Here is a 24841-nt window from a genome sequence, read left to right as displayed (position 1 = left end):
AGTTATGAGTGCAAATATTTTTAAAAATGGAGGGTGAAGTGAATATGGACGGTTCTTTGATACCGATACTTCTGATCGGGGTTGTCGCGATCATTGTGCTCAGCGTGTTTTTCAGTTTCTTCCCGTTGATGCTCTGGATCTCGGCGATCGCTTCTGGCGTTCGCGTGGGGATTATTACATTGGTGGCTATGCGTCTGCGGCGCGTAACGCCAAGCCGAATTGTGAATCCGCTGATTAAAGCGACAAAAGCGGGTCTCGGTCTAAACATCAACCAGCTGGAAAGCCATTATTTGGCAGGTGGTAATGTAGACAGGGTTGTAAATGCGCTGATCGCAGCTCAACGTGCAAATATTCCACTTGAGTTCGAACGGGCTGCCGCTATTGACCTTGCGGGACGCGATGTTCTGCAGGCTGTTCAAATGAGTGTTAACCCGCGCGTAATTGAGACGCCAACTGTTGCAGCTGTTGCAAAAGACGGTATTGAAGTGAAAGTTAAAGCCCGTGTAACCGTGCGTGCCAACATTGACCGTTTAGTCGGGGGTGCCGGGGAAGAAACGATCATCGCCCGTGTAGGTGAAGGTATCGTTACTACCGTCGGCTCGAGTAACTCTCATAAAGATGTTCTGGAGAATCCGGATTCCATCTCAAGAACGGTGCTGTCCAAGGGCTTGGATGCCGGAACCGCATTTGAAATCCTGTCCATCGATATCGCGGACGTGGATGTAGGCAAAAACATCGGCGCGTACTTGCAGACCGAACAGGCGGAAGCCGACAAGCGTATTGCCCAAGCGAAGGCGGAAGAACGCCGCGCGATGGCGGTAGCCCAAGAGCAAGAGATGAAGGCTCGCGTCGTAGAGATGAGAGCACGCGTTGTGGAATCGGAATCCCAAGTTCCGCTGGCTATGGCTGAAGCGCTTCGCAGCGGCCAACTGGGCGTGATGGATTATATGAACCTGAAGAATATCGAAGCCGACACGCAAATGAGGGGTTCCTTCGGTAAGATGGGTGAGAATAATGACAATCCTGGTGACAACAAAACCAAGTAACGATGAGGTGAGCCTATAGTGAGCTGGTTAATCGAAAATTTTTACATTGTAGCTGTTATAGGCTTCTTCATCATCTCCGCCCTCGGAAGACGCGGCAAGAACCCTGAGGAGGGGAAAAATCCCCGTATGCCGTCCTTCGGCGGCGAAGGGGACCGTCCTGCAAGACCGGGGCAGCAGCGGCCTCAGCGGCCTGAAGTTAGACGGGTACAGACGACTCCGCAAGTCTCCCGTCCGGCACCTGTTCAGGAAAGCACCCGGATCGAGCGGATGGATGAAGAAGAAATGGATACCGGGAACGGATACTCTCTGGAACATCAAGAGATTGATCGAGCGAGACGTGAGGAAGAGATGAGATCTCACCCCGATAGCATAGATCATAGAATCGAGATGATGGAGAGGGATTTGAACCGGATTCACTCGAATTTGAACCAGATGACCATCGCATTACCTGAAACGGTTGTCGAAAGCCGAGATGAAGATCGTGAACAGTCTAGGGGCAGTGGATCGTTTCTTGCAGAACAAGCTCGAAATGGCATTGTTTGGGCCGAAATTCTGGGAACTCCGCGTGCCAAGCGCCCCATGAATACTCGCCGTTAAATTAGCGGATTCTTTCGAGCTCTTCGAGCCAAATTTCTTGTACAGGATCAGCGTAAATTAGACTCAATTCATAGATTTATAGAAGCGGGAGACCGCCTCGTCAGATTTTTTTGACGGGGCGGTCTTTTTACTTTTGATCTCATAAAACAGCTTCTTGGGGCATAAGGTGTACAGTACAGGAAGGGGGAAAGTCTCCATATGTCCCGCATCAGCCGCAAGCTGCAGAAATGGACCCAAGAAATGCTTGATTTGCCACAGGACCTGTTATTTGATTTGCCGCGGTTGACCCTGATTGGCAATAAAGAGCTGCATATCGAAAATCATCGCGGAGTCCGGCATTTTTCCGAGGAACGACTTGTGTTGTCTTTAACGCAGGGTTCTTTGGAGATTTCGGGGACCGGACTTGCGATTCAGGCTATTCAAAGTCATGAAGTGACCATCATTGGCATCATTCATCATATTCAATACATAGGAACGGGGGAGAAACCGTGAAGATTCCGACGATGATCCATCTTCGAGGATATTTGAAGCTCGCTGTTCGCGGTGAGCATGTGGAAGCATTCATTAATTCATTGGCGGAGGCGGGGATTCCGGTTTGGGATGTAACACCGACAGGAGCCCACTCAGCAGAGCTTAAGCTGCTGCTGAAGGATTTCAGAGGGCTCCGTCCGCTGTTAAAACGGACAGGCTGCCGTACGCGTATCAAGGGGCGCTACGGATCCCCCTTCAAAGCCCGCCGCCTGTTGAAACGCAAAGCGTTTGTTATTGGCGTTGTTGCGTTTTTTATGATCCTGTTGACGCTTTCCTCGATGGTGTGGAACGTGGAAGTCGAGGGGAATGAAACGATCGCTTCGGAAGATGTGCTTGATGCGGCGAAGCAGGAAGGCATCTATCCGTTTCAATGGATATTCAAGCTGCAATCGATGGACAAGCTGTCCGGGAATATGACCGCCCGCCTTCCGGGAACTTCATGGGTAGGGGTGGAACGCAATGGGACACGCATACGCATACAGATTGTAGAGGCGGCCGTACCGGACAAACCGCCGCTCCAGAGCCCGAGGCATCTTATCAGTACGCAGGACGCCGTCATCACCCATATATACGCTGAGAAGGGAGTCCCTAAAGTAGGGATAAACAGCCGGGTGAAGAAGGGCGACATACTGATTTCCGGCGTCCTTGGGGACGAGGAAAATTCGGAACGCATTGTAGCCAAAGGGGAAGTGAAGGGCCTTGTGTGGCATGAATACGATATCGAAATCCCATTGGTGAAGACCCATAAGGTTTATACAGGGGAAGGGAAGAAGCGCTCTTATATCGTATTTGGCGATCGGGCCGTCCAGTTGTGGGGCTATGGGGATATTCCATTTTCGCAGCAGGAGACTTTGACCTTCTATGATCCGCTAACTTGGAGGACGCGCGTGCTTCCGCTGGGCTGGATGACGGAAAAGATCATGGAGGTTACCGAGGTTCAGCGGACCATTACCGAGGATGAGGCGAAAAAAGAGGGAATCGAGGGGGCGCGCCGGGATATTTTGGCGAAATATGGCACGGATTCAAGATTTGTAAGCCAAAAAATTTTGCATGATAAGAAAGAGAATGGTAAAGTTTATATGAAAGTGCTTTTTGAGGTGGAAGAGACCATCGCGAAAGAACTTCCCATAGTATACGATCAAGGAGAATGAGGCTATTTGTCACAGCAAACGACCAGCATTCAAATTTTACTTCAAAGCGCGTCAGAAGGTCTGTCCTTATTCGGACCACAAGATACATTTCTTAAATTAATCGAAAAAGAAATTCCTGCGACGATTGATTCACGGGAAGCGGTCATCACGATTCGTGGACAACATCGAAATGTGGAGAGTCTTCAGCAGCTGTTTGAAGTGCTGCTCCAACTTGTGCGTAACGGCTACATTTTGACCGAGCGTGATATCCTTTATGCTGTAGAACTCGCCAAGGATCTGAGAGCTGATCAATTGCTGGATCTGTACAAGGGCGAAATCACGACAACCTTCAAGGGCAAGCCTATTCGTGTCAAAACCATCGGTCAGAAGCACTATGTGACCACCATCAAGAAACGGGATATTGTATTCGGTATCGGTCCTGCCGGAACAGGAAAAACCTACTTGGCCGTCGTTCTGGCTGTTGCCGCTCTGAAGGAAGGATCCGTCAAACGGATTATTCTGACAAGGCCGGCAGTAGAGGCTGGAGAGAGCCTGGGCTTCCTGCCGGGAGATCTGCAGGAGAAGGTTGATCCTTATCTCAGACCGCTGTACGATGCCTTATACGATGTTATGGGCCCGGATCAAACGGCCAAGGCGCTAGAGCGTGGGTTGATTGAAATCGCGCCGCTTGCTTACATGCGCGGGCGGACGCTGGATGATTCATTTATTATTTTGGATGAAGCGCAGAACACCACGCCGGAACAGATGAAGATGTTTCTGACACGGCTTGGATTCGGCTCGAAGATGGTCATAACAGGGGACGTGACCCAGATTGACCTGCCGCGAGGCAAGAAATCAGGACTTATCGAAGCTAAAAGGATATTAAGCGGAATTGAGGAAGTCGGATTCGTCTATTTTGCCGAACAGGATGTCGTACGTCACTCTTTAGTACAAAAAATCATCGTCGCATATGATAAAGCAGCAGAAAACCAAGATTAAAGGGGATTGTCGCAATGGCCTCCAAAGAACCATCGACGGACAAGTCCATATGGGGTAGAAACAGCGGATGGAAATATAGCGTGGCAACACGCTATATTCTGTTTTTGCTGCTTGCTTTGCTCTTTTATATCAGTCTAGCATCCAAACTTTTGCCGGAACGCTATGACATACAGGTCAATACGAAAAGCGAAAAGAATATCGTGGCGCCCGTGCAAATTGAGGACAGCAAGGCAACGCTGCAGGCGCAGGAGCAAAAGGCGGAAGCAGTTCAACCCGTTTACTCCTATATCCCTCTTCGGAGTGATGTTCTGGTTTCCCAGATTCTGGACAGAATTGAACAACTCAATCAGGATGCGGATGTATCTACTCAGGAAAAAATCGGTATTTACCGAGTTGAAATTCCCCAAAGAGCAGAGCGATTTGTACGAAATTACCTGTCTGCAAACAGTACAAACGAAGCATATTCCCCGGAACTGCTGGAAGAAATGCGTCAAGCCATTGAGGAACAAACCTATCAGATTCCAGAGGAAACCTTTATTAAGATACCGCGATTGAATTTGGAGGATATTCCTCAAATGAAATCAACCGCTCGAGATATCGTTTCCAGGCTGATCTTGAATGAAATGGTAGATGCGCAAACGGGTAGAGCACGGGTTCCAGAGATGGTAAGTACAAGCAACCTGGATGATCGTACAGCTAGGGAAGTCGTTCAAGAATTGGCTCGTTTAGCTATTACGCCTAACAAGTTTTTGGATGAGGTGGCGACGAAGGAAGCCAAGGTTGCAGCCCGTGAAGAAGCTGACCCTGTCTATATCAAACAAGGGGATATCCTCGTGGCGAAGGGTCAGCTTATCACACCGGAGCTGTACGAGCTGCTTGGCAAAAATGGTCTGCTGAAGGACGACATTAACTACTGGCCGGAGCTGGGAGTTCTTCTCCTGTCTGTCCTGCTGTCGCTGGGCATACTGACGTTCATCCGGCAGTCGGAACCTGGCAAATTTAAATACAACAACTCGCAGTTGTTGATGCTGGTTCTGGTGTATGTGATCACGCTGATCCCTATGCACTTGACCGCATTTTTGCAGAGCGATTCCCAGATGTATGTTGGATATCTTGCGCCTGTTGCGATTGGCGCGATTCTGGTTACCCTGCTGCTGGAAACCTCGCTGGCCTATTTCAGCGTCATCATTTTCAGCATCATGGCAAGTGTCATATTGAACGTACAAGGCGAATTGTTTGACTTCAAATTCGGGTTATTCGCAGCCGTGACTTCCTGCGTGGCGATCTTCTCGATTCACCGCGCAAGCCAGCGGTCGACGATGCTGAAGGGCGGCATTATGGCTTCTCTCTTCGGCGCCTTGATCGTGTTTATTATGCTGCTGCTCAATAACGATACATGGACTACGAGCGAAACGCTGTATTCGATCGGTTTTGCCATCGCGGGCGGATTGTTAACGGCCATCCTGGTTATCGGGTTAATGCCGTTCTTCGAAGTCACCTTCGGTATTCTGTCGGCACTGAAGCTGGTGGAATTATCGAACCCGAACCATCCGCTGCTTCGTAAACTGCTGACGGAGACGCCAGGCACTTATCATCACAGTGTCATGGTCGGAAACTTGTCCGAAGCTGCGGCGGAAGCGATTGGCGCCAACGGACTGCTGTGCCGCGTCGGTTCCTACTATCATGATATTGGAAAAACCAAGCGGCCGATCTATTTTATCGAGAACCAGAACAATATGGAGAACCCGCATGATTCCATTGAACCGAAGCTGAGCAAATCCATTATCGTTGCTCACGCAAGGGATGGCGTGGAAATGCTCAAGGAGTACAAGCTCCCTAAACCGATACGGGATATCGCAGAGCAGCATCATGGCACAACGTTTTTACACTATTTTTATCATAAAGCGGTTCGCCAGGCTGAGGAGCAGGGCATCGAACCGGATTTCACCGAAGATGATTTCCGTTACCCAGGGCCGAAGGCTCAATCCAAGGAGTCTGCAATTGTCGGCATAGCCGACAGCGTGGAAGCGGCTGTCCGTTCATTGCGTAAACCGACGGTGGAACAGGTTGAATCGATGATCGAGAAGATTATCAAAGGCCGCCTGGATGACCATCAGTTTAATGATTGCGATTTAACGATGAAGGAATTGGATATTATCGCGAAGACGTTAAAGGAGACGGTGATGGGGATTTTCCATTCCCGGATCGAATACCCGGAAGATGTGAAGCGTCCCAAGCCGTCCGCCCCAAATGGCGATATATCGACTGCTTCCGAGACATCCGCAACGAGTGAGGAACAGAGAAGGAGCGTATAAGAATGAGCCTGCAGCTGGCATGGAATAATGAACAAGAGGATTTTCAGATTAGCGAGGAATTGATCGCCCTGCTTGAAGTGATTCTTCAGAAGGCCGGAGAGGCTGAAGGAGTAACCGATGGAGAGGTGGATCTGACCTTTGTCGATGATGAACAGATCCATGAATTGAACCGGGAGTACCGGGGAATCGATCGTCCGACCGACGTTCTCTCCTTTGCGATGAATGAAATTACGAACGATGAGCTCGAGATCATTTATGAGCTGGAAGAGGGAGAAGAACTGGAGAGCGTGCCGGATGTTCTGGGTGATATCATTATCTCGGTTCCTCGGGCCAAGCTGCAAAGCGAAGAATACGGCCATTCGTTGGAACGGGAACTCGGTTTTCTGTTTGTTCACGGATTTCTACATTTGCTCGGATATGATCATCAAGATGAGGCGAGCGAAGCGGAAATGATGGGTAAGCAGGAGGCTGTACTTGCAGAAGTAGGATTGACAAGATAGTGAAGCCGCACAGACAATCGTTATACAGGGCATTTGGGTGCGCGATACGGGGCATCTTGACGGCTGTACAAACGGAACGCAATATGAAAATCCACATTGCTGCTGCCTTGATTGTATTCATCGCAGCAGCTTTGCTGCAATTGGACCGAGTGGGTTGGTTATTTTTGGTATTGGCGATTGCCCTCGTATTTATCGCGGAGCTGGTAAATACTGCGGTAGAGGCCATTATCGATCTGATCTCGCCAGAAGAACATGTTTTAGCTCGGGTGGCTAAGGATACAGCAGCCGGTGCAGCGTTAGTTGCAGCGGTGTTTGCCGTCGTGATCGGCATTCTGGTCTTCTATGAACCGGTATGGGAATGGATACAATCAATGACAAGTTGAATAAATAGGAGGAACTAGACATGGAAGCAGGATTGTTAATGCAGGAAGCGATTAAAGCACGTACGCGGGCATACATACCCTATTCAAAATTTGGTGTGGGAGCAGCCCTGCTCGATTCGCGCGGAGAGGTACATCTTGGCTGTAATGTAGAGAATGCCGCATACGGTCCTACCAATTGTGCTGAGCGCACCGCATTGTTCCGTGCGATTGCCGACGGACATGAAGCAGGGAGCTTCCAAGCGATTGCCATTGTTGCCGATACGGACGGCCCGTGCACGCCATGCGGGGTATGCCGGCAAGTGCTGGTGGAGCTGTGCAAGCCGGATATGTTGGTGATCATGGGCAATATGAAGGGTGACATCAAGGAGACGACCGTCAGCGAACTGCTGCCGGGAGCGTTCGGTCCATGGGATTTAAACAAGCAGTAAGTCTGCAAATGAATAGGATCAAATCAAGGTTTACACAACACGTAGATACAGGAACAGTAGCGGAGGAATGGTATGCAAAAAAAACAATTTAAGTCCGGGTTTGTGGCTATTATCGGGAGACCGAACGTAGGAAAATCAACGCTGATGAATCAGGTGATCGGTCAGAAGATTGCCATCATGTCGGACAAACCGCAAACAACAAGAAATAAAATTCATGGCGTATATACGACCAACGATTCCCAAGTGGTTTTTCTGGATACGCCGGGGATTCATAAGCGTCAATCCAAGCTCGGGGATTACATGAATCAGACTGCTTTGAGCACGCTGGGCGAAGTGGAAGCCGCCTTATTTCTGGTAGACGCTTCGGAGGGCATCGGCGGGGGAGACCGTTACATCGCCGAGCAGCTGCAGAAGATCAAGACTCCGATCATCTTGGTGATGAATAAAATCGACAAGATTGAGCCGCCCGCGCTGCTGCCTCTGATTGAGCAGTATCGGAAGCTGCATGATTTTGCAGAGATCGTCCCGATTTCCGCGAAGCTCGGCAGCAATGTTGACACGCTGCTTGAACAGATACAAAAGTATTTGCCTCCTGGCCCGCAGTATTATCCTGAAGACCAGGTGACGGATCATCCGGAGCAGTTCGTGTGCGCAGAGCTGATTCGCGAGAAAATTTTGCACATGACAAGAGAGGAAATTCCCCATTCCATAGCGGTTACCATTGAGGATATGCGGGTGGAGGAGAACGGAACCGTATATATTTCAGCCGTTATTTTTGTTGAGCGCGACTCCCAGAAGGGTATCATTATCGGCAAGCAGGGTGCTCTGCTAAAAGAAGTTGGCAGACAAGCCCGTCAGGATATTCAAAGGCTGCTCGGGTCCAAGATTTTCTTGGAGCTCTGGGTTAAAGTTAAAAAAGATTGGCGCAATCAAGAACGCGTTCTTCGCGATCTCGGATTTCACCGCGGGGAGTAATAAAAGCCGCAGTGCAAATCGGAGGCAAATCATACATGGCGCCGCCTGCCAACAATTGCATTTCATAAATCTGCTCTAGGCGCACATCCTAATTTTCGTAGATGCGAAACGTCATTTCCGAAGAGAGGATGAATACGAATGCGAGATTTTTCGTGGAAGTATTTTGCGATGACTGGAGATGTCGATGCGTATTTGCTGTATAAGGAAACCGAGGGTGAGTCGGTTCTTACAGCTGCATCCGTTGAAGATGAGGCGGCCCCGCATGAAGAAGACGAGTAATTATTGGTTGTTCCAGGAATGGTTGGGGGAAAGCGCATGCTATATCGGGCGGAAGGGATTGTCATCCGCAGCATGGACTACGGTGAAGGGAACAAAATCATTACACTTTGCACCAAAGAATCGGGCAAGGTAGGCGTGCTGGTCAGAGGAGCAAAGAAGGTGAAAAGCCGACATGCTGCTCTGACACAGCTATTTACCTATGGAGAGTATGTTTTCTTCCGAAATGGTACGGGGCTCGGCAACTTGAATGCCGGTGAGATCATGGAGTCTCACCACGGGCTCAGGGAGGATCTTGTGAAAGCGGCCTATGCTTCTTATGCCTGCGAGCTCTTGGATCGGGTGCTGCAGGATGAGGAGACGGGCGCTTTTTGGTTTCATCAGCTCAAAGCCTGTATAGAGGCGCTTCAGGAGGATAAGGATCCTCAAATTATCATCAATCTGTACGAGATGAAAATTTTGCAGACTGCAGGGTACGGGCCGGAGCTGGATGTGTGCATATCGTGCAATCAGCCCAGAAAAGACGAGGATATGTTGGTGAGCCCCCGGTTAGGCGGGGTACTGTGCCGTTACTGCAAACATCTGGATCCGCCGGCAATGGCGATCTCGCCCAGAACTCTGAAGCTGCTGCGCCTGTTTGGACGGCTGGATTTAAGACGGCTGGGCAATGTGGATGTGAAGGACGAAACCAAGGCCGAGCTCAAAAAAGTCATGCGGGCCTTAATGGATATGCAGCTTGGGCTGCGTCTGAAATCGCAAAACTTTTTGGACCAAATGGACAAGTACAATATTTGACGTAAGATATAGAATGAGGTATTATATTTATCAGTTTATTAGTTTTTTGAATACTGACATGCATTGAACGGGAAAGTAGTGAATGATCATCCGCGAAATAGCGAGCCGGGGGCGGTGGAAGCCTGGTGGGAGATATTCATGAACAGGGCACCCGGGAGCATGGTGAAACGATAAAGTGGGTTTTGCTTATCGCTGAAGACTGAATTGTGTCGGCGAATCAGCAGGACCAAGTAGGGTGGAACCGCGGGAAGCTACAGCTCTCGTCCCTATGTCTGTACAACAGGCGTAGGGCGAGAGCTTTTTGTTGTACAGAGAATGGAAAAGTATGGTGGAAAGAATTTGAAAAAGAATGTAAAGGAGCTAAAATCATGAACTTCCAGCAGATGATTTTGACGCTGCAGCAATTTTGGGCGGAACAGAATTGCATCATCGTGCAGCCGTACGACACGGAAAAAGGTGCCGGTACGATGAACCCGATGACGTATTTGCGTTCGATCGGACCCGAGCCTTGGAACGTAGCTTATGTAGAGCCTTCCCGTCGCCCTGCTGACGGCCGCTATGGAGAGAACCCGAACCGTCTCTATCAGCATCACCAATTTCAGGTTATTTTGAAACCTTCACCGGACAATATTCAAGAGCTGTATTTGGAGAGCTTGAAGCGTCTTGGCATTAATCCGCTCGATCATGACATCCGTTTTGTTGAGGACAATTGGGAAGCGCCGACGCTTGGTGCATGGGGCCTAGGCTGGGAAGTATGGCTGGATGGTATGGAAATTACGCAGTTTACGTACTTCCAGCAGGTTGGCGGCATTGACGCAAGCCCAGTCGCTGTAGAGATTACCTATGGTATGGAGCGTCTTGCATCCTATATCCAGGATAAAGAGAATGTGTTCGATCTGGAGTGGGTAGACGGCATCACCTACGGAGATGTATTCCATCAGCCGGAATTCGAGCATTCGAAGTACACCTTTGAGGTGTCCGACGTTAAGATGCTGTTTACGCTGTTTAACATGTATGAAGAAGAAGCGAACAAAGCAATGAACCAAAGTTTGGTATTCCCGGCATACGACTATGTTTTAAAATGCTCCCACACGTTTAACCTGCTCGATGCCAGAGGGGCGATCAGTGTAACGGAGAGAACGGGATACATTATGCGCGTGCGAAACCTGGCTCGTCAGGTTGCAGCTACGTATTTGGAGGAGCGCGAGAAGCTGGGCTTCCCGCTGATTAAGAAAGGGGGCGCAGACCATGTCTAAGGATTTATTGTTTGAAATCGGTCTGGAAGAGGTCCCGGCGAGATTTCTGCGCGCCGCGATGGAACAGCTTCAGGATAAATTGGTCAAATGGCTGGATGCTTCCAGAATCGGACATGGAGAAGTAACGGCATATGCTACGCCGCGCCGCTTGGCGGTATGGGTACAGAACGTTGCGGATAAACAAGAGGACGTCAGCGAGGAAGTGAAAGGGCCATCCCGCAAGATCGCATTGGATGATAGCGGACAGTGGAGCAAGGCTGCGCTTGGTTTTGCAAAAAGCCAGGGCGTGGATCCCGAGAGTTTTACGTTCAAGGAGCTCGGCGGGGTAGAGTATATCTATGTGACGAAGAACAGCGTCGGCGTGGATACGAAGTCGATCCTGTCCGAAGGACTTCTTGGTATTTTGACTTCGATGACCTTCCCGAAAAATATGCGCTGGGGGGCGCACGAATTTAAATTCGTCCGTCCGATTAAGTGGATGGTCGCTTTGCTCGGCAGTGAGACGATTGATCTGGAAATTACGGGCGTGAAGGCCGGTAACGTGACCCGTGGACACCGTTTCCTTGGCGGAGAAGCCGTTATTCCAGAGGCATCGGCATACCGCGACGTATTGCGCGAACAGCATGTCATCGTGGATGTGAATGAACGCCAAGAGATGATTGTGTCGCAGATCCAGGCATTGGCCCAAGAGAAAGATTGGAATATCGCCATCAAGGATGATTTGCTCGAAGAGGTATTGTTCCTGGTTGAGACCCCAACCGTGCTGTACGGAGCATTCGACTCCTCATTCCTTCATATTCCGCAGGAAGTATTGATTACTTCAATGCGTGAGCATCAGCGGTATTTCCCTGTGCTGGATAAGCAGGGACAATTGCTTCCGTTCTTCGTAACCGTGCGCAGCGGGGACAGCCGTTCCCTGGACGTTATCGCAAGAGGGAATGAAAAGGTGCTGCGGGCTCGTTTGTCGGACGCGAAATTCTTCTATCAGGAAGATCAGAAGCTTCAGATCAAAGACGCTTTATCGAAGCTGGAGAGCATCGTTTTCCATGAGGAGCTGGGGACCATCGGCGATAAAGTCCGCAGAATCCGCCGGATTTCCGATCAGTTGTCAGCGAAGCTTAGCATTTCGGCTGACGAAGCAGATTCTGTAAGCCGTGCAGCCGATATTTGCAAATTCGATCTGGTGACCCAGATGGTTTATGAATTCCCTGAATTGCAGGGTGTTATGGGAGAGGATTATGCAAGAAAAGCCGGTGAGAAGGAGCCGGTGGCCAAAGCGGTGTTTGAGCATTACCAGCCTCGCTTCGCCGGTGACGCGGTGCCTTCCACCTCGGTGGGATCCATCGTAAGTATCGCGGATAAAATCGACACGATCGTGGGATGCTTCTCCATCGGCATCATTCCGACAGGCTCCCAGGATCCTTATGCACTGCGCCGTCAGGCGGCGGGCATCGTTCAGATCATCCTGGAGCACAAACTCCCGGTGACGCTATCGGATGTCTTCGGTGTGGCCCTGGAGGTTCACGAGAACATTCGCGTTTTGAAGCGCTCGACGGACGAAATCCGCAAGGACCTCAAAGAGTTCTTCGGACTTCGCGTGAAGAAGCTTCTGTCCGAAGATCAGCGTTATGATGTGGTGGATGCCGTCATTACCGCTGGATTTGATCATGTGGTGTCGGTTGTGTCCCGCGGACATGCGCTGATGAATGCTGTGGATCATGTCCAGGATTTCAAAACAACGGTAGAATCCTTCAACCGGGTCAGCAATTTGGCGGCCAAGGCCGGCAAGGCTGCTGTCAATCCTGAACTGTTCACGGAAACGGAAGAAGGCAAGCTTTATGAAGCTTGGAACGCGATTCGCGAAGATTACCATGCCGCGCTGGAAGCCGCTGACGGCGAACGTTCATTGTCCTTGCTGGGTGGACTCAAAGAACCGATTACCGGGTTCTTCGACTCCGTTATGGTCATGGCGGAGGACGAAGCGGTTCGGGCCAATCGTCTCGCACTGCTCTCCGGCATCGATGGAGATTTGAAGCGATACGCCGATTTCACGAAATTGGTGTGGTAGTAGTGACAGCATGATTTTACTAATGTTATAATGCATTGTTCAGTGAAAGCGACAGCCCGCGGTTATGCACGGGATGGCGCTTTCGCTATGAACGGCCTGAATCAAGCAAGGGCAGGGTCATTGTTTATTTAAGAAGAAGGATTTTAATCTGCCAAAGACGTATATAATAATATACAGCATAAAGATGAATCCAAGATTAAAGATAAGAGCCGGTGATGCGAATGAACGAAAGCAACTCCATTTCGATCGTGGTTGACGGTGATGCATGTCCAGTCAAGAAGGAAATCGCAGAGACAGCTCGTACATTTCGTGTGCCGGTACTGCTTGTTTCTTCCTATGATCATCTGCAGCAGGCAGAAGAAGGGGTTACAACGATCCAGGTGGATCGGAGTGATCAAAGTGCGGACCTCTACATCGCTAACCACATATCCAGGGGGGATATCGTGGTGACGCAGGATTATGGACTGGCTGCACTTGCGCTTGCCAAATCATGCCACGTGATATCCTTTCGCGGTCGTATTTTTCATAATACGGATATCGATTTCATGCTGGATTCCCGTCACCATCAGGCGAAGGCGAGGAAGCAAGGAAAGTATGGCAAAGGGCCCAAAAAGCTGCTTGACGAAGACCGGAGTTTTTTTCAACATAAACTGACAAAACTTTTGCATGAATTGCAGGAGAATGTCCACCCGTAGCGAATACTATTTACGTGCCAAAAGAGATGAAGGTGGTTTGGATGAGTACCGGACAAGGTAATATTCCGGATGATGTCATTGAGGAAGTACTGGCCAAAAGCGATATTGTGGACACGGTCAGCAAATACGTGCATCTTACCAAACAGGGGAAATACCTGAAGGGCTTGTGCCCGTTTCACTCAGAGAAAACTCCTTCCTTTACGGTTACACCGGAACGCCAAATCTTTTACTGCTATGGCTGCGGTAAGGGCGGAAACGCCATTAAATTTAGAATGGAAATCGAAGGATTTTCTTTTCCCGAAGCCGTCAAGACAATGGCAGAAGAGAATGATATCTCGTTACCGGAAGGTCAAGGAGTTCCCGTAATTCCTCGTAATCCGGAAAAAGAACGTTTGAATGAAGCCTATGAGCTTAGCGCCAAGCTGTACCATTTTCTGTTGAAGAATACGGAGCATGGTACGGAAGCCATGAAGTATTTACGATCCCGCGGAATGAGCGACAAAATGATTGACCAGTTCCAAATCGGTTATGCGCCAGATCGTTGGGACACGCTCGTTCAGTTCCTGACGAAGCGATCCTTTGACTTGAAAGAGATGGAAAAGGGCGGTTTATTATCCGCAAGACATGAACAAGAAGGCTATCTCGACCGTTTTCGCGGACGAATCATGTTTCCGATACATGACCGCAGCGGGAAGGTCATCGCGTTTGCTGGCAGAATACTGGGGGACGGTCAACCGAAGTACCTGAATTCCCCGGAGACACTTCTATTTAATAAGAGCCGCACATTGTACAACCTGCACCAGGCGAAGACATCCATACGCAAATTGCGTCAAATTCTGTTATTCGAAGGTTACGGCGATGTAATTTCGTCATGGGAAGCGGGACTTCACAACGGTGTGGCAACCATGGGGACCTCTCTAACGGAAAACCAAGTGGCAATCATGAAATCGGTGGCTGAAGAAGTTGTTGTTGTCTATGACGGTGATAAAGCCGGTATGGCTGCTGCGTTAAAAGTCATTCCAATGCTGGAAGGCGTTGGTCTCAGGGTACGAATCGCTTTGGTGAACGAAGGAATGGATCCGGATGATTACATCCGCAAATTCGGTGCCGAGCGTTTCAGGCATGTAGTAGAAACAGCTGTTTCAACAACAAAATTTAAACTTATATATCTGAAGAAAAACCATATACTGCTAGAAGAAGATGGTAAGATTGCGTACGCCAAAGAGGCACTGCCCATTATCGCCGTACTGAATTCCTCGACTGAACGAGAAGTTTACTTGAGGGAATTGTCCTCCGAGCTCCATCTTTCCTACGAGAGTCTTAAGCAGGATTGCAATCTGCTTCGGCAATCGATGCAAAAAAAGATGGGTGATGGGGATAATAAGGAAAAAAGGTGGAATAATGGTAGGCATAAAAAAGGGCGCCAGCCCGCCCCGGTACTTCTGCCTGCTTACCATGCCGCAGAGCGGCGGCTGCTGTCGCTGATGCTGCAGGATGCGGAGGCCGCGCGATACGTAGGCGATCGCCTGGGAGAAGCGTTTAATATTGAAGATCATGCGGCAATTGCTGCTTATCTATATGCTTTTTACGCACAGGGTAAATCTCCGGATATCAGCCGTTTCATGTCATCGCTCCACGACGATCGTTTGGAAATGACGGTCAGCTCGATCATGATGATGGAAGCACCAGCCGAGTGGAATGTTCAAGTGCTCGATGATTGCATACGTGAGGTGCTGAAATTTCCGCAGCAGAGAGAGATCGACCAGAAAAAAGAAGAAATGATAAAAGCGGAGCGCTCAGGTGATTTTTTGCGAGCCGCGCAAATTGCAAGTGAGATTATCGCCCTAGAAAGACAATGAAGCCCCGCACATTGCTGTTTCTAGGGAGGAGGGAGTCGAATGATGGCGAATGATCAGCATACTGAACTAGAAACGGAATTTACGCTGGATCAAGTCAAGGATCAGTTGATTGAACAGGGTAAAAAGAGATCCGTATTAAGCTATAAAGACATTATGGAGAAATTATCGCCATTTGATCAGGACACGGAGCAGATGGAAGAGTTCTACGAGCAGCTGGCCGACCTGGGTATCGATGTGGTAAATGAGAATGACGAAGAGGGTACCCACCGGCAATCGGGAGATTCCGAATCCCATGATAATGAGGATTTTGGGTTTGACGACGATCTTTCACTGCCTCCAGGGATCAAGATTAACGACCCGGTACGGATGTATCTGAAGGAAATTGGCCGGGTTCCGCTGTTGTCAGCTGATGATGAGATTGAACTTGCCAACCGGATTGAACAGGGGGATGAGGAAGCCAAGCGCCGTCTGGCCGAAGCCAACCTGCGTCTCGTTGTAAGTATCGCGAAGCGTTATGTCGGACGAGGAATGCTGTTCCTGGATTTGATTCAGGAGGGCAACATGGGTTTGATCAAAGCCGTGGAGAAGTTCGATTACAAAAAGGGTTTCAAATTCAGTACGTATGCGACCTGGTGGATTCGCCAAGCAATCACGCGCGCTATTGCTGACCAGGCCCGTACCATCCGAATTCCTGTGCATATGGTGGAGACCATCAACAAACTGATTCGTGTATCCAGACAGCTTCTCCAGGAGCTCGGACGTGAGCCTTCGCCGGAGGAAATTGCTGCCGAGATGGAACTCAGTGTTGAGAAAGTCCGGGAGATTATGAAGATTGCTCAGGAGCCCGTTTCGCTGGAAACGCCGATCGGTGAGGAAGATGATTCCCATCTCGGAGATTTCATCGAGGATCAGGAAGCACTCGCTCCTGCCGATGCGGCTGCTTACGAGCTTCTGAAGGAACAGCTCGAAGATGTGCTGGATACGCTGACTGAGCGCGAGGAGAACGTACTTCGTCTTCGTTTCGGACTCGATGATGGCCGCACGAGAACACTGGAAGAGGTCGGCAAAGTGTTCGGTGTTACACGCGAACGGATTCGACAGATTGAAGCGAAAGCGCTCCGTAAGCTTCGTCACCCGAGCCGCAGCAAGCGGTTAAAGGATTTCCTCGAATAGCTTAATCCACGGACCTTCTGCAGTAATCGCAGCAGGTCCTTTTTTTCGAATTCATGCATGGCATGTATAAGTTTCTTGGTTATGGAATTTCTTCCTGCATTTGTTTTATTGGTCTTTATTTTAGCTCTTTTTCGGACCCATTGCAAATGACGAGGCATAACTTATTTTCACCGGATTTCCCGGTTTGCAGTTTGGTATCGTCTCTGTTAGGGTAAGGAATAGGTCGTGATTTGGACGAAAATATGGAATGGTAAGGTGTGTCAACCGTGAAATTATCAAGAAGATTAACACAAATACTGGAGAAGATTCCGCGCGGCAGCCGACTTGCAGATATCGGTTCCGACCATGCCCTGCTGCCTGTGGCTGCCGTAGAGAGCGGGGCTGCAATTCAAGCGATCGCCGGTGAAGTCAATCCCGGCCCGTATGATGCTGCTATCAAACAGGTCATCGAATCAGGGATGACGGATGTCATCAGCGTGCGAAGAGGAGACGGTTTGAACGTACTCTCAGCCGGTGAGGCCGACGTCATTACGATTGCCGGTATGGGCGGCAGTTTGATTGCAGCGATTTTGGACCGCGGCATCGATAAGCTGGCAGGCGTCCGCAGGCTGGTCCTGCAGCCGAATGTGGGAGAAGATATCTTGCGTAGATGGCTGTATTCCCATGGCTGGGTGCTGATCGAGGAAATGATCCTGGAGGAAGACGGCAAAATTTACGAAGTGCTGGTCGCCGAGCCTACGCAAACAACAGACCTGACGAATGAGCAGGTTTACACGGAAAGGGCGATTGGTGGCGGTGTCCGGTTATCTACGGACTGGCTTTTCCGTATGGGACCTTGGCTGACGCAGTCCCCAAATCCGGTTTTCAGTGAGAAATGGAAGTCGGAGATGGAGAAGATGGGGTATATTCTTCAATCGCTTTCGCGTTCAGATCTCACCACGGCCGCCGATAAGGCGAGTGAGATTCGATCGGATATCGAGTTTATTCAGGAGGTGCTGGCATGCTTGCCAAAGGACAAACCGTAATTCAATATATGGAGCAATTGGCCCCGAAGCACGTGGCCGAACCCGATGACCGGATCGGACTCCAGCTTGGAACATTGCAAAAGGACATTCGAACGGTGCTGATTGCATTGGATGTTAATGATGAAGTGGTGGATGAAGCCATTGAGCTTGGGGCTGACCTGATTATCGCCCATCATGCGATTATATACCGTCCGCTGAAACAACTGCAGACGGATACGCCGATGGGCAAGGTATACGAAAAGCTGATCAAACACGACATTGCGGTATATATAAGTCATACCAATCTGGACGTAACCGAAGGCGGGATGAACGATTGGATGGCGGAGGCCTTGGGAATCGAGAATACGTCGCCTATTCATGACATGCATAATGAACAGCTGTCCAAGCTGGTGGTATTTGTTCCGAAGAGCCATCATCAAGAGGTGCTGGATGCCGTGCTCGGCGCCGGTGCAGGCTGGATCGGAAATTACAGCCACTGCAGCTTCAACATCGAGGGCTTTGGCACCTTTGTCCCGCGAGAAGGCAGTAATCCTTTTCAAGGTCAGGAAGGCAAGATGGAACGTGCAAATGAGGTTCGAATCGAGACGATTGTTCCTCATGCCATCCGAAATAAAGTGATCCAGGCGATGCTAAAGGCACATCCTTATGAAGAGGTTGCTTATGATCTGTATGCCATGGACCTAAAGGGGAGATCCCTTGGTCTTGGCCGGGTTGGCAAGTTAAAAGAGCCTAAGACGTTGGCTGAGCTGGTAGACGTGGTAAAAGAGAAGCTGGAGGTCCCTCATGTTCGTGTCGTGGGAGAACTCGACCGCACCATCCGCAAGGCGGCCGTCATAGGGGGTTCCGGAGGACGCTACATGATGAAAGCACTGTTCCGTGGGGCTGATGTGCTGGTAACGGGAGATGTGGATTATCATACGGCACAGGATGCGCTCGCAGCAGGACTTACGATCATTGATCCGGGTCATAATGCCGAGAAGATCATGAAGGTCAAAGTTGCCGAGTGGATGGAGCAGAAGCTGCAGGAACATAAGTACGAAACCCGGGTGGTTGCTTCCCGTATCAATACAGAGCCGTTCCAGTTCGTTTGAAGAACAGAATTGTGAGGCAAGGAAAAGAGGTCTCTTTTTGACACCGTTGGCCAGGAAGAGTATCGCATCCGTGCTGGGAAATTAATCAGCTATTGTTAATGTTTAATGGGTTGTGTACCGCTTCAAACCACTGTATAATATATAATGTTGTCCGGAAAGTTTGACAGACAATCGCTGGCGGCGTCCAAGCCGCGAGAGGAAAGTCCGGGCTCCATAGGGCAGGGTGCTGGATAACGTCCAGTCAGCGCGAGTTGAAGGATAGTGCCACAGAAATGGACCGCCGATGGCTGCCTTAGGGCGGCACAGGCAAGGATGGAACCGAGGTGTAAGAGACCCCGAGGAACGCTGGTGACTTCGTTCCTGGTAAACCCCACCTGGAGCAAGACCTAATGGGACGCAGTCTCCTTCGAGGAGACAGCCTTAGCCCGAGGCGCGTCCGGGTTGGTCGCTTGAGTCGATTAGTAATGATCGGCCTAGATAGATGATTGTCGCTCATGGTGGCAGGGTAGTTCCCGCTATGACCACGAAGAGCACAGAACCCGGCTTACGGAAAGCTTTCCCAACTGAACAACATATTGCTTTACGGATACCGCAATGGTACAAACGCGCATTTTCTTTACATTCCTCGTCAGGTGTGTAAAGGAAATGCGCGTTTTTTCAAGATATCAGAAAGTATAAACTTCGAAGCTTGGGTCTTCCTGATATCGCAAGAAAAACTTCCTCTAACCGCGGTCTGTCTTCTGAGTAAGTACGTCGATAGACGTTTTTCTTATGGTTTCGTGAAAATATTGGTAGTTCATCTGCCCTTTAAGGATAATAGTCCATACCAAATAGCCCCCGGGATAATAAGCTATAATCATCAAGGGAAAGGAGATGCAAAAAACATGTCTTGTCATAACGAAAACCCATGTCCTCCTGTGTCACCGATTGTATGCGAACCGATCGTTGTTGTTAGAGACCATTATGTACCGCAAATCGTGCCTGTTATTCATCCGATAAAAGTGGTGGATAAGATTCACTGCGTACCGGTAGAAAAACATCTGTACACTTACAGCGAAGAAGAAGTTGTAGAGGGCCCTGGAGGCTATGGCGGAGTTACGGTATCCGGCAAGCGTTCGAAGAAAGCTGCAGTACGTACTGGCCGTTCCCGCCGGAAGAAATAAATGTAACGGCTCTTTGCCTCCGATTATGAATAAAGCAGCTAACGCTGGAGGCGAAAGCTGCTTTATTTCGTGAATTTTATTCGTTTGAGCCTGAGCCGTTTAACTTGCGAAGCTCCTTCTCCAGATTCTGCAGCGTTTGACCTGGCCACATCTGGAGAGGGACGTCGGGGGATCCAACCGCCTTCAAGGATTGGAAAATATCAATCTGACCATGACCGTAATATTTATCTTTTCCTTTATCCCCAAGATCGACTGCTTGGTTTATCATGACGTCCATGACTTCCTGATTGGTCAGTTCAGGGTTAAGGGAACGAATGAGACCCGCCATGGCGGCTGCGTGGGGGCTGGCCATGGAGGTTCCAGATAGTGCCGCGTATTGATTGCCTGGAAAGGTGCTCGCGATATTGGTCCCTGGAGCAGCCACATCAATATAGTCGCCGTAATTGGAATATTCCGCCCGCTTCTGATTGGAGTCCGTTGCGGCGACGGCCAGCACCTCCGGATAGGCGGCAGGATAACCGGGGCGCTCCGTGTTGTCATTGCCCGAGGCGGCAACAAGGACAACGTCGCGATCATAGGCATATTTCACGGCATCATGCAGGAACTGGGAGTCCGCATAGTTGCCGAGACTCATATTGATCACCTTGGCTCCGTGATCCGTGGCCCAAATAATGCCTTCCGCGACGGCATAGGTTGTTCCGGATCCGGATCCGTCAAGCGCCTTGACCGGCATGATTTTGTTGTACCAGCTAACTCCCGCAACGCCTTCACCGTTGTTAACAAGGGCACCGATGATCCCGGCTACATGCGTCCCGTGGCCCACATCATCCAGCGGCTCTTTGTCTTTCTCTACGATGTTGTACCCTTCCACCAACTGCCCATCCAAATCGGAATGCTGAAGATCCACTCCCGTATCCACGACTGCAATGATCACATCTTCACTGCCTTTGGACAGATCCCAGCCCCGGTTCGTCTCAATGACGGGCAAATTCCATTGATATTGAGAAAACAGCAAATCATTCGGGATATTGACCTGCGCGTTGGCTCCATCCGGTAAGGAATCCGAGTTTACCCTGGATTGAGGGGGGCGGTCATTGGTTAAATAGATATAGTGAGGCTCGGTATATTTGGTTTTCCACTTCTGCTGGAAATAGGAGCGGAGTTTAAGGTAATCCATATCCTTGGAACGAAAAACATAGGCATAGCCAAGTTTCCTTGGAGTTTCACACGATATTTCCTTAGAGATATCGAGGAGCTGCTGCTTTGACGGCTCATTTTGAAAGGACACCACAATTTCATTTTCGTAAAAGTGACTGGCTTTTTCATTATCATGTCCGGTTTTGACGGTGATGTCGGAGAGGGTATCCGCATGAATGGATTCGACCTGAAATTTTCCTTCCTTCGGGTACGGAATTAAGCGAAGATTCCGCTTCTGGTGATTGCTTACTTCATGCAGTACGCCTTGATTAACCAATGCGGCCGCGCCATATTTACCATCCTTTGACGGCTCGGCAACTACAAAATAAGGCTGTCCCGCGACATTGAACTTGGGTGAATCATAAGTTTTTCCCCGTTTCAGCTTCTGCTGCGCCATTTGAAAATGATGCGTAATCAGATTTTTATCTTTTTTGTTCATTTTGGGAAGCAGACCCTGGATATCCGTCATTTTGTTTTGTTTAAGGTTATACCACCGTACTTGCTGAAAATGCTTGTGCAGCTTTTGTTCTTTTTGCGTATAAGCTTTTATTTGACCCGGGCTGCGCAAAGAGTTATTGTTCAGCATCTTCCGCAGGTGACCTTTTGCATCAAGACGGTTTAGTTGATCCGTTGCATGGATATCGCTTAACATGGTAAAGTGCTTGGCCTTGTTCTCCTGCTGGGGCCTTAAAGGCTGTGTTGGTTCAGCCGTTGGAGCCGGCTGTTTCGAACCGGGGATGAACAGTAAGATCAGAAGCGCGCCAAGAACTGACGCTGCACCTAGGATGCTCCACAGAGTACGAGATTTCACAAATTTTCCTCCTCGCCGCATTTCATGATTTAAGTAGTCTTAGCGTGGGAAGAGTGAATCCTTTTTATGCGTTCAATTCGTGAGGAAAACGGATGTGAATGCGCAAAATGAAATGTGCTAAAAATAACCTTGTAAGTGTATTCATGATAGGGATTTCGTTATCCCAAAATTTGTGTTAGGATAGTACATATTATAACGACCGTCAGGCTGTATAACCTGTAGGGTCACGACCATTTAAGGGGGATCTATCGTAATGCCAGCAGACAATCTTCAGAAATTATGCTCAGAGTCCAGAGAAAAGTTGAAATCTGCTATTTCGATTATGGAAACGTTTTTGAATGAACATGCTTTATCCCAATTGGTAACGGAACAGGACGAGGAAACCGATCATTTTTACAAAGGATTTCTGTCGGATGTTCGCCATTTGCTTGTATTTTCTGAAGTTTCCTATGAGAAGCTAGGTGTTGTACAGCGTCGCCCTAATTTTGATATCGATTTTGCCGAGAAGGCTTTGTATAATTTGTATCACCGCTGTGTTAACAGTTTTTTCTATCCCAAAAATGAAAGTTATTCCGAAGATGGTCGTTACGCCTATACTGGACAGGATGCGATTCGTTTCCGGAAGAAGCCGGTTCGTCCTGCCCGTGATGTCATTATGAACATTACCAAGATTTATGAAGAGCTCCGTGATGATCTTGCTTACTACGAAAGCGATTATTTAACGGAACGCCGGATGCAATCAGAGAAAAGCCACGCCTAGCATATAAAGGAATACGTAAGAGATGCCAACCATTGGCATCTCTTTTTTCGTTTCGCTCCTTAGGCACCAACTGACAATCGTTCTTGTGCATACCGGCAGTAAACTAAGGAAAAAATGTTGACGAGGTGATGCTAAAATGGCCAACGAAGCCAAACCATTAGTGAAGTGCAGTGTCAGCAATTGCCATTACTGGGGAGAACAGAACTTATGTCATGCGGAGATGATTATGATTGAAATTGACCGTCATGCGAATGTGAAACTCAATGAAGAGTATGGAGCAGAGCCTTATGTAGACGACCATCAGGATGTTGCTGACAAGTCTTCCGAGACCTGCTGTTTGACCTTCAAGCCGAAGGGCTGACGGGAGATAAGCCGGATAAAGTCCGGGTGCTGGGCACTTTAGGATGATGGAAATGGAGGAAGCTAGTTTATGGATAAAAAACACCGCAAGCATAAAATGAAGGTTGTTGAAGGCAAGCGAAACAGGGTAGACTTCCCGCGCAAAGATCACCGTGAAGAATATGCAACCGAGGTTGCTCCCCCTATGGGTGCCTCTGCACGAAGAGTAGACGAGGATAAGGCAGACGTGTCTACGGGTCGCACCGTCGGATATGTGGGCTTGGTATTAGGCATTGCCTCGTTGTTCATGTGGTCGGTAATTCTGGGGCCAATCGCAGCCGTTGTTGGATATTACGCTTACAGCAAAGGCAGCAGAACGACAGGCGCGTGGTCGATCGGACTCGGCATATTGGCAACGCTCAGTTATTTTATCTTGATTCCTTTCAGTAGATAATTCATTTTGTAATGATGAAAATATGGGCGGGTCAACTAGTCAGAACGGTTGATTCGCTTATTTTTTTTGCCGAATAGGTATAGCAGATTGTTCCAGTTCCATGATAAAATAAAGGACAAGTTTGAAATTTTGCTGCAGAAAGTGAGTTAAACGATGCAAATAGATCCGATATCATGGAAGCAAATGACGGATATACCACAGATGAATACGAATTCCACCGAGTCGGCAACCGGATTTGTCAATGTGCTAAGCAGCCTGCTTACCGAAGATTCCGCCTCCAAGCCGGTTGAACGTTCGATTACACAGCTTGCGCCTGGCGTAACCTTTAAGGATGGACTGTTATGGCAGCAGCTGGGTGCTGTGGATGAGTCCGCTTCGTCTTTACCAATCGAGGGGGCCATGCATGACACGGGGGCAACAAAGCCAACGACCTTTGAGGATTTAATTACGGCGGCCGGGGAACGATACGGAGTGCCGGTATCGCTGATCAAAGCGGTCATTGATGCGGAATCTTCCTTTAATCCGAATGCGGTGTCCTCCGCGGGAGCCAAGGGGCTGATGCAGCTGATGGACGGAACAGCAAGGGGACTTGGGGTAAGCAACCCTTTTGATCCGGCTCAGAACATCGAAGGCGGTACTAAATATCTGTCCAATCTGATTCAGCGGTTTGGCGGAGAAATGGCTATGGTACTCGCAGCGTATAATGCTGGTCCAACCCGTATCGCGAATTTGGGTGTCTCCAGTGATGAAGAGCTGATGTCCGTTGCACATGAATTACCCGAGGAAACCCAAGCATACATTGGTAAAGTCATGAATGCACAATCCAAATACACTTTATAAAACCCGCATGGGGATCAATAGTAACCTGATAGAGGATCAAACGATAAACGCCACTTTGTCCGATCTAAAGATGGAGTGCGGCTTTACCGTTTGGTCTTTTTGTGTAAATATAAAGGTCTGGAATAATAAGTTTTA

At 49.2% G+C, this 24841-nt stretch carries 25 protein-coding genes and 1 other RNA gene; 25 read left to right on the top strand and 1 reads right to left on the bottom strand.

The window, feature by feature from the left end; genetic code table 11:
- Nucleotides 1-44: 44 nt before the first annotated feature.
- The 21 genes from floA to PLA01S_RS10700 all read left to right on the top strand — a co-directional run bounded on the left by floA (nucleotide 45) and on the right by PLA01S_RS10700 (nucleotide 20305).
- The gene (gene floA, locus PLA01S_RS10800) at nucleotides 45-1046 is read left to right on the top strand and encodes a flotillin-like protein FloA (protein WP_127592098.1); all 1002 of its coding nucleotides are present in this window, start codon (nucleotides 45-47) and stop codon (nucleotides 1044-1046) included.
- Between the two features lie 18 nt (nucleotides 1047-1064).
- The gene (locus tag PLA01S_RS10795) at nucleotides 1065-1643 is read left to right on the top strand and encodes a YqfB family membrane protein (protein ID WP_127592096.1); all 579 of its coding nucleotides are present in this window, start codon (nucleotides 1065-1067) and stop codon (nucleotides 1641-1643) included.
- 198 nt (nucleotides 1644-1841) lie between these two features.
- A complete protein-coding gene (gene yqfC, locus PLA01S_RS10790; RefSeq protein WP_127592094.1) occupies nucleotides 1842-2135 on the top strand; it encodes a sporulation protein YqfC in 294 nt (97 codons plus the stop codon).
- A complete protein-coding gene (gene yqfD, locus PLA01S_RS10785) occupies nucleotides 2132-3325 on the top strand; it encodes a sporulation protein YqfD (RefSeq protein ID WP_127592092.1) in 1194 nt (397 codons plus the stop codon). Before yqfC ends, yqfD begins: the two co-directional genes overlap by 4 nt.
- 6 nt (nucleotides 3326-3331) lie before the next feature.
- On the top strand, nucleotides 3332-4303 hold the full coding sequence (locus tag PLA01S_RS10780) for a PhoH family protein (protein ID WP_127592090.1): 972 nt from the start codon (nucleotides 3332-3334) through the stop codon (nucleotides 4301-4303).
- Nucleotides 4304-4317: 14 nt separating this feature from the next.
- Nucleotides 4318-6618: an HD family phosphohydrolase gene (locus tag PLA01S_RS10775; protein ID WP_127592088.1), complete on the top strand. Its 2301-nt coding sequence runs from the start codon at nucleotides 4318-4320 to the stop codon at nucleotides 6616-6618.
- Between the two features lie 2 nt (nucleotides 6619-6620).
- Complete coding sequence (gene ybeY / locus PLA01S_RS10770; protein WP_100535915.1) at nucleotides 6621-7118, top strand: rRNA maturation RNase YbeY; 498 nt, start codon at nucleotides 6621-6623, stop codon at nucleotides 7116-7118.
- A complete protein-coding gene (locus tag PLA01S_RS10765) occupies nucleotides 7118-7501 on the top strand; it encodes a diacylglycerol kinase family protein (RefSeq protein ID WP_127592086.1) in 384 nt (127 codons plus the stop codon). The genes ybeY and PLA01S_RS10765 overlap by 1 nt, the downstream gene beginning before the upstream one ends.
- Before the next feature lie 20 nt (nucleotides 7502-7521).
- The gene (gene cdd / locus PLA01S_RS10760; RefSeq protein WP_127592084.1) at nucleotides 7522-7929 is read left to right on the top strand and encodes a cytidine deaminase; all 408 of its coding nucleotides are present in this window, start codon (nucleotides 7522-7524) and stop codon (nucleotides 7927-7929) included.
- Between the two features lie 72 nt (nucleotides 7930-8001).
- Nucleotides 8002-8904: a GTPase Era gene (gene era / locus PLA01S_RS10755; protein WP_100535917.1), complete on the top strand. Its 903-nt coding sequence runs from the start codon at nucleotides 8002-8004 to the stop codon at nucleotides 8902-8904.
- A gap of 138 nt (nucleotides 8905-9042) precedes the next feature.
- A complete protein-coding gene (locus PLA01S_RS10750; protein WP_074961956.1) occupies nucleotides 9043-9183 on the top strand; it encodes a YqzL family protein in 141 nt (46 codons plus the stop codon).
- A gap of 36 nt (nucleotides 9184-9219) precedes the next feature.
- On the top strand, nucleotides 9220-9975 hold the full coding sequence (gene recO, locus PLA01S_RS10745; RefSeq protein WP_127592082.1) for a DNA repair protein RecO: 756 nt from the start codon (nucleotides 9220-9222) through the stop codon (nucleotides 9973-9975).
- A gap of 368 nt (nucleotides 9976-10343) precedes the next feature.
- Nucleotides 10344-11231 carry a glycine--tRNA ligase subunit alpha gene (gene glyQ / locus PLA01S_RS10740; RefSeq protein ID WP_127592080.1) on the top strand — a complete coding sequence of 296 codons (888 nt, stop codon included), beginning with the start codon at nucleotides 10344-10346 and terminating at the stop codon, nucleotides 11229-11231.
- Complete coding sequence (gene glyS, locus PLA01S_RS10735) at nucleotides 11224-13299, top strand: glycine--tRNA ligase subunit beta (RefSeq protein ID WP_127592078.1); 2076 nt, start codon at nucleotides 11224-11226, stop codon at nucleotides 13297-13299. Before glyQ ends, glyS begins: the two co-directional genes overlap by 8 nt.
- A 215-nt stretch (nucleotides 13300-13514) precedes the next feature.
- Nucleotides 13515-13994, top strand: coding sequence for a YaiI/YqxD family protein (locus PLA01S_RS10730; RefSeq protein WP_127592076.1), 480 nt, complete (start codon nucleotides 13515-13517; stop codon nucleotides 13992-13994).
- Nucleotides 13995-14035: 41 nt separating this feature from the next.
- Complete coding sequence (dnaG, locus tag PLA01S_RS10725; RefSeq protein WP_127592074.1) at nucleotides 14036-15853, top strand: DNA primase; 1818 nt, start codon at nucleotides 14036-14038, stop codon at nucleotides 15851-15853.
- A gap of 42 nt (nucleotides 15854-15895) precedes the next feature.
- The gene (rpoD, locus tag PLA01S_RS10720) at nucleotides 15896-17026 is read left to right on the top strand and encodes an RNA polymerase sigma factor RpoD (protein WP_076321292.1); all 1131 of its coding nucleotides are present in this window, start codon (nucleotides 15896-15898) and stop codon (nucleotides 17024-17026) included.
- A gap of 266 nt (nucleotides 17027-17292) precedes the next feature.
- On the top strand, nucleotides 17293-18051 hold the full coding sequence (locus PLA01S_RS10715) for a tRNA (adenine(22)-N(1))-methyltransferase (protein ID WP_127592072.1): 759 nt from the start codon (nucleotides 17293-17295) through the stop codon (nucleotides 18049-18051).
- Nucleotides 18027-19142, top strand: coding sequence for a Nif3-like dinuclear metal center hexameric protein (locus PLA01S_RS10710; protein WP_100535924.1), 1116 nt, complete (start codon nucleotides 18027-18029; stop codon nucleotides 19140-19142). Before PLA01S_RS10715 ends, PLA01S_RS10710 begins: the two co-directional genes overlap by 25 nt.
- 155 nt (nucleotides 19143-19297) lie before the next feature.
- Nucleotides 19298-19704: RNase P RNA component class A (rnpB, locus tag PLA01S_RS10705), an RNA gene on the top strand.
- Between the two features lie 322 nt (nucleotides 19705-20026).
- Nucleotides 20027-20305 carry a hypothetical protein gene (locus PLA01S_RS10700; protein WP_127592070.1) on the top strand — a complete coding sequence of 93 codons (279 nt, stop codon included), beginning with the start codon at nucleotides 20027-20029 and terminating at the stop codon, nucleotides 20303-20305.
- A gap of 76 nt (nucleotides 20306-20381) precedes the next feature.
- Here PLA01S_RS10700 and PLA01S_RS10695 read toward each other — a convergent pair whose 3' ends face one another.
- Nucleotides 20382-22313, bottom strand: coding sequence for a S8 family peptidase (locus PLA01S_RS10695; protein WP_127592068.1), 1932 nt, complete (start codon nucleotides 22311-22313; stop codon nucleotides 20382-20384).
- Nucleotides 22314-22566: 253 nt separating this feature from the next.
- Between PLA01S_RS10695 and PLA01S_RS10690 the strand changes: the two genes are divergently transcribed.
- The 4 genes from PLA01S_RS10690 to PLA01S_RS10675 all read left to right on the top strand — a co-directional run bounded on the left by PLA01S_RS10690 (nucleotide 22567) and on the right by PLA01S_RS10675 (nucleotide 24706).
- Nucleotides 22567-23073, top strand: a complete 507-nt coding sequence (locus PLA01S_RS10690; protein WP_127592066.1) for a YpuI family protein — start codon at nucleotides 22567-22569, stop codon at nucleotides 23071-23073.
- 136 nt (nucleotides 23074-23209) lie between these two features.
- The gene (locus PLA01S_RS10685; protein WP_006209042.1) at nucleotides 23210-23434 is read left to right on the top strand and encodes a DUF1540 domain-containing protein; all 225 of its coding nucleotides are present in this window, start codon (nucleotides 23210-23212) and stop codon (nucleotides 23432-23434) included.
- A 69-nt stretch (nucleotides 23435-23503) separates the two neighbouring features.
- Nucleotides 23504-23866 carry a hypothetical protein gene (locus tag PLA01S_RS10680; RefSeq protein ID WP_127592064.1) on the top strand — a complete coding sequence of 121 codons (363 nt, stop codon included), beginning with the start codon at nucleotides 23504-23506 and terminating at the stop codon, nucleotides 23864-23866.
- 153 nt (nucleotides 23867-24019) lie between these two features.
- On the top strand, nucleotides 24020-24706 hold the full coding sequence (locus tag PLA01S_RS10675) for a lytic transglycosylase domain-containing protein (protein WP_127592062.1): 687 nt from the start codon (nucleotides 24020-24022) through the stop codon (nucleotides 24704-24706).
- The last annotated feature ends 135 nt before the right edge of the window (nucleotides 24707-24841 follow it).

Source organism: Paenibacillus lautus NBRC 15380 (assembly GCF_004000945.1).
Classification (GTDB): domain Bacteria; phylum Bacillota; class Bacilli; order Paenibacillales; family Paenibacillaceae; genus Paenibacillus_AQ; species Paenibacillus_AQ lautus.
Note: the sequence above shows the minus strand (reverse complement) of the source record. Positions and strands in the feature narration are given on the sequence as shown.

What these genes read in the sequence shown, in the direction of transcription:
- PLA01S_RS10680 (WP_127592064.1), top strand. Translation starts at nt 23,504, where the DNA reads ATGGATAAAAAACACCGCAAGCATAAAATGAAGGTTGTTGAAGGCAAG.
- yqfC (WP_127592094.1), top strand. Translation starts at nt 1,842, where the DNA reads ATGTCCCGCATCAGCCGCAAGCTGCAGAAATGGACCCAAGAAATGCTT.
- cdd (WP_127592084.1), top strand. Translation starts at nt 7,522, where the DNA reads ATGGAAGCAGGATTGTTAATGCAGGAAGCGATTAAAGCACGTACGCGG.
- era (WP_100535917.1), top strand. Translation starts at nt 8,002, where the DNA reads ATGCAAAAAAAACAATTTAAGTCCGGGTTTGTGGCTATTATCGGGAGA.
- PLA01S_RS10750 (WP_074961956.1), top strand. Translation starts at nt 9,043, where the DNA reads ATGCGAGATTTTTCGTGGAAGTATTTTGCGATGACTGGAGATGTCGAT.
- rpoD (WP_076321292.1), top strand. Translation starts at nt 15,896, where the DNA reads ATGGCGAATGATCAGCATACTGAACTAGAAACGGAATTTACGCTGGAT.
- PLA01S_RS10690 (WP_127592066.1), top strand. Translation starts at nt 22,567, where the DNA reads ATGCCAGCAGACAATCTTCAGAAATTATGCTCAGAGTCCAGAGAAAAG.
- floA (WP_127592098.1), top strand. Translation starts at nt 45, where the DNA reads ATGGACGGTTCTTTGATACCGATACTTCTGATCGGGGTTGTCGCGATC.
- PLA01S_RS10675 (WP_127592062.1), top strand. Translation starts at nt 24,020, where the DNA reads ATGCAAATAGATCCGATATCATGGAAGCAAATGACGGATATACCACAG.
- PLA01S_RS10775 (WP_127592088.1), top strand. Translation starts at nt 4,318, where the DNA reads ATGGCCTCCAAAGAACCATCGACGGACAAGTCCATATGGGGTAGAAAC.
- PLA01S_RS10730 (WP_127592076.1), top strand. Translation starts at nt 13,515, where the DNA reads ATGCGAATGAACGAAAGCAACTCCATTTCGATCGTGGTTGACGGTGAT.
- PLA01S_RS10685 (WP_006209042.1), top strand. Translation starts at nt 23,210, where the DNA reads ATGGCCAACGAAGCCAAACCATTAGTGAAGTGCAGTGTCAGCAATTGC.
- recO (WP_127592082.1), top strand. Translation starts at nt 9,220, where the DNA reads ATGCTATATCGGGCGGAAGGGATTGTCATCCGCAGCATGGACTACGGT.
- glyS (WP_127592078.1), top strand. Translation starts at nt 11,224, where the DNA reads ATGTCTAAGGATTTATTGTTTGAAATCGGTCTGGAAGAGGTCCCGGCG.
- glyQ (WP_127592080.1), top strand. Translation starts at nt 10,344, where the DNA reads ATGAACTTCCAGCAGATGATTTTGACGCTGCAGCAATTTTGGGCGGAA.
- ybeY (WP_100535915.1), top strand. Translation starts at nt 6,621, where the DNA reads ATGAGCCTGCAGCTGGCATGGAATAATGAACAAGAGGATTTTCAGATT.
- dnaG (WP_127592074.1), top strand. Translation starts at nt 14,036, where the DNA reads ATGAGTACCGGACAAGGTAATATTCCGGATGATGTCATTGAGGAAGTA.
- PLA01S_RS10710 (WP_100535924.1), top strand. Translation starts at nt 18,027, where the DNA reads ATGCTTGCCAAAGGACAAACCGTAATTCAATATATGGAGCAATTGGCC.
- PLA01S_RS10700 (WP_127592070.1), top strand. Translation starts at nt 20,027, where the DNA reads ATGTCTTGTCATAACGAAAACCCATGTCCTCCTGTGTCACCGATTGTA.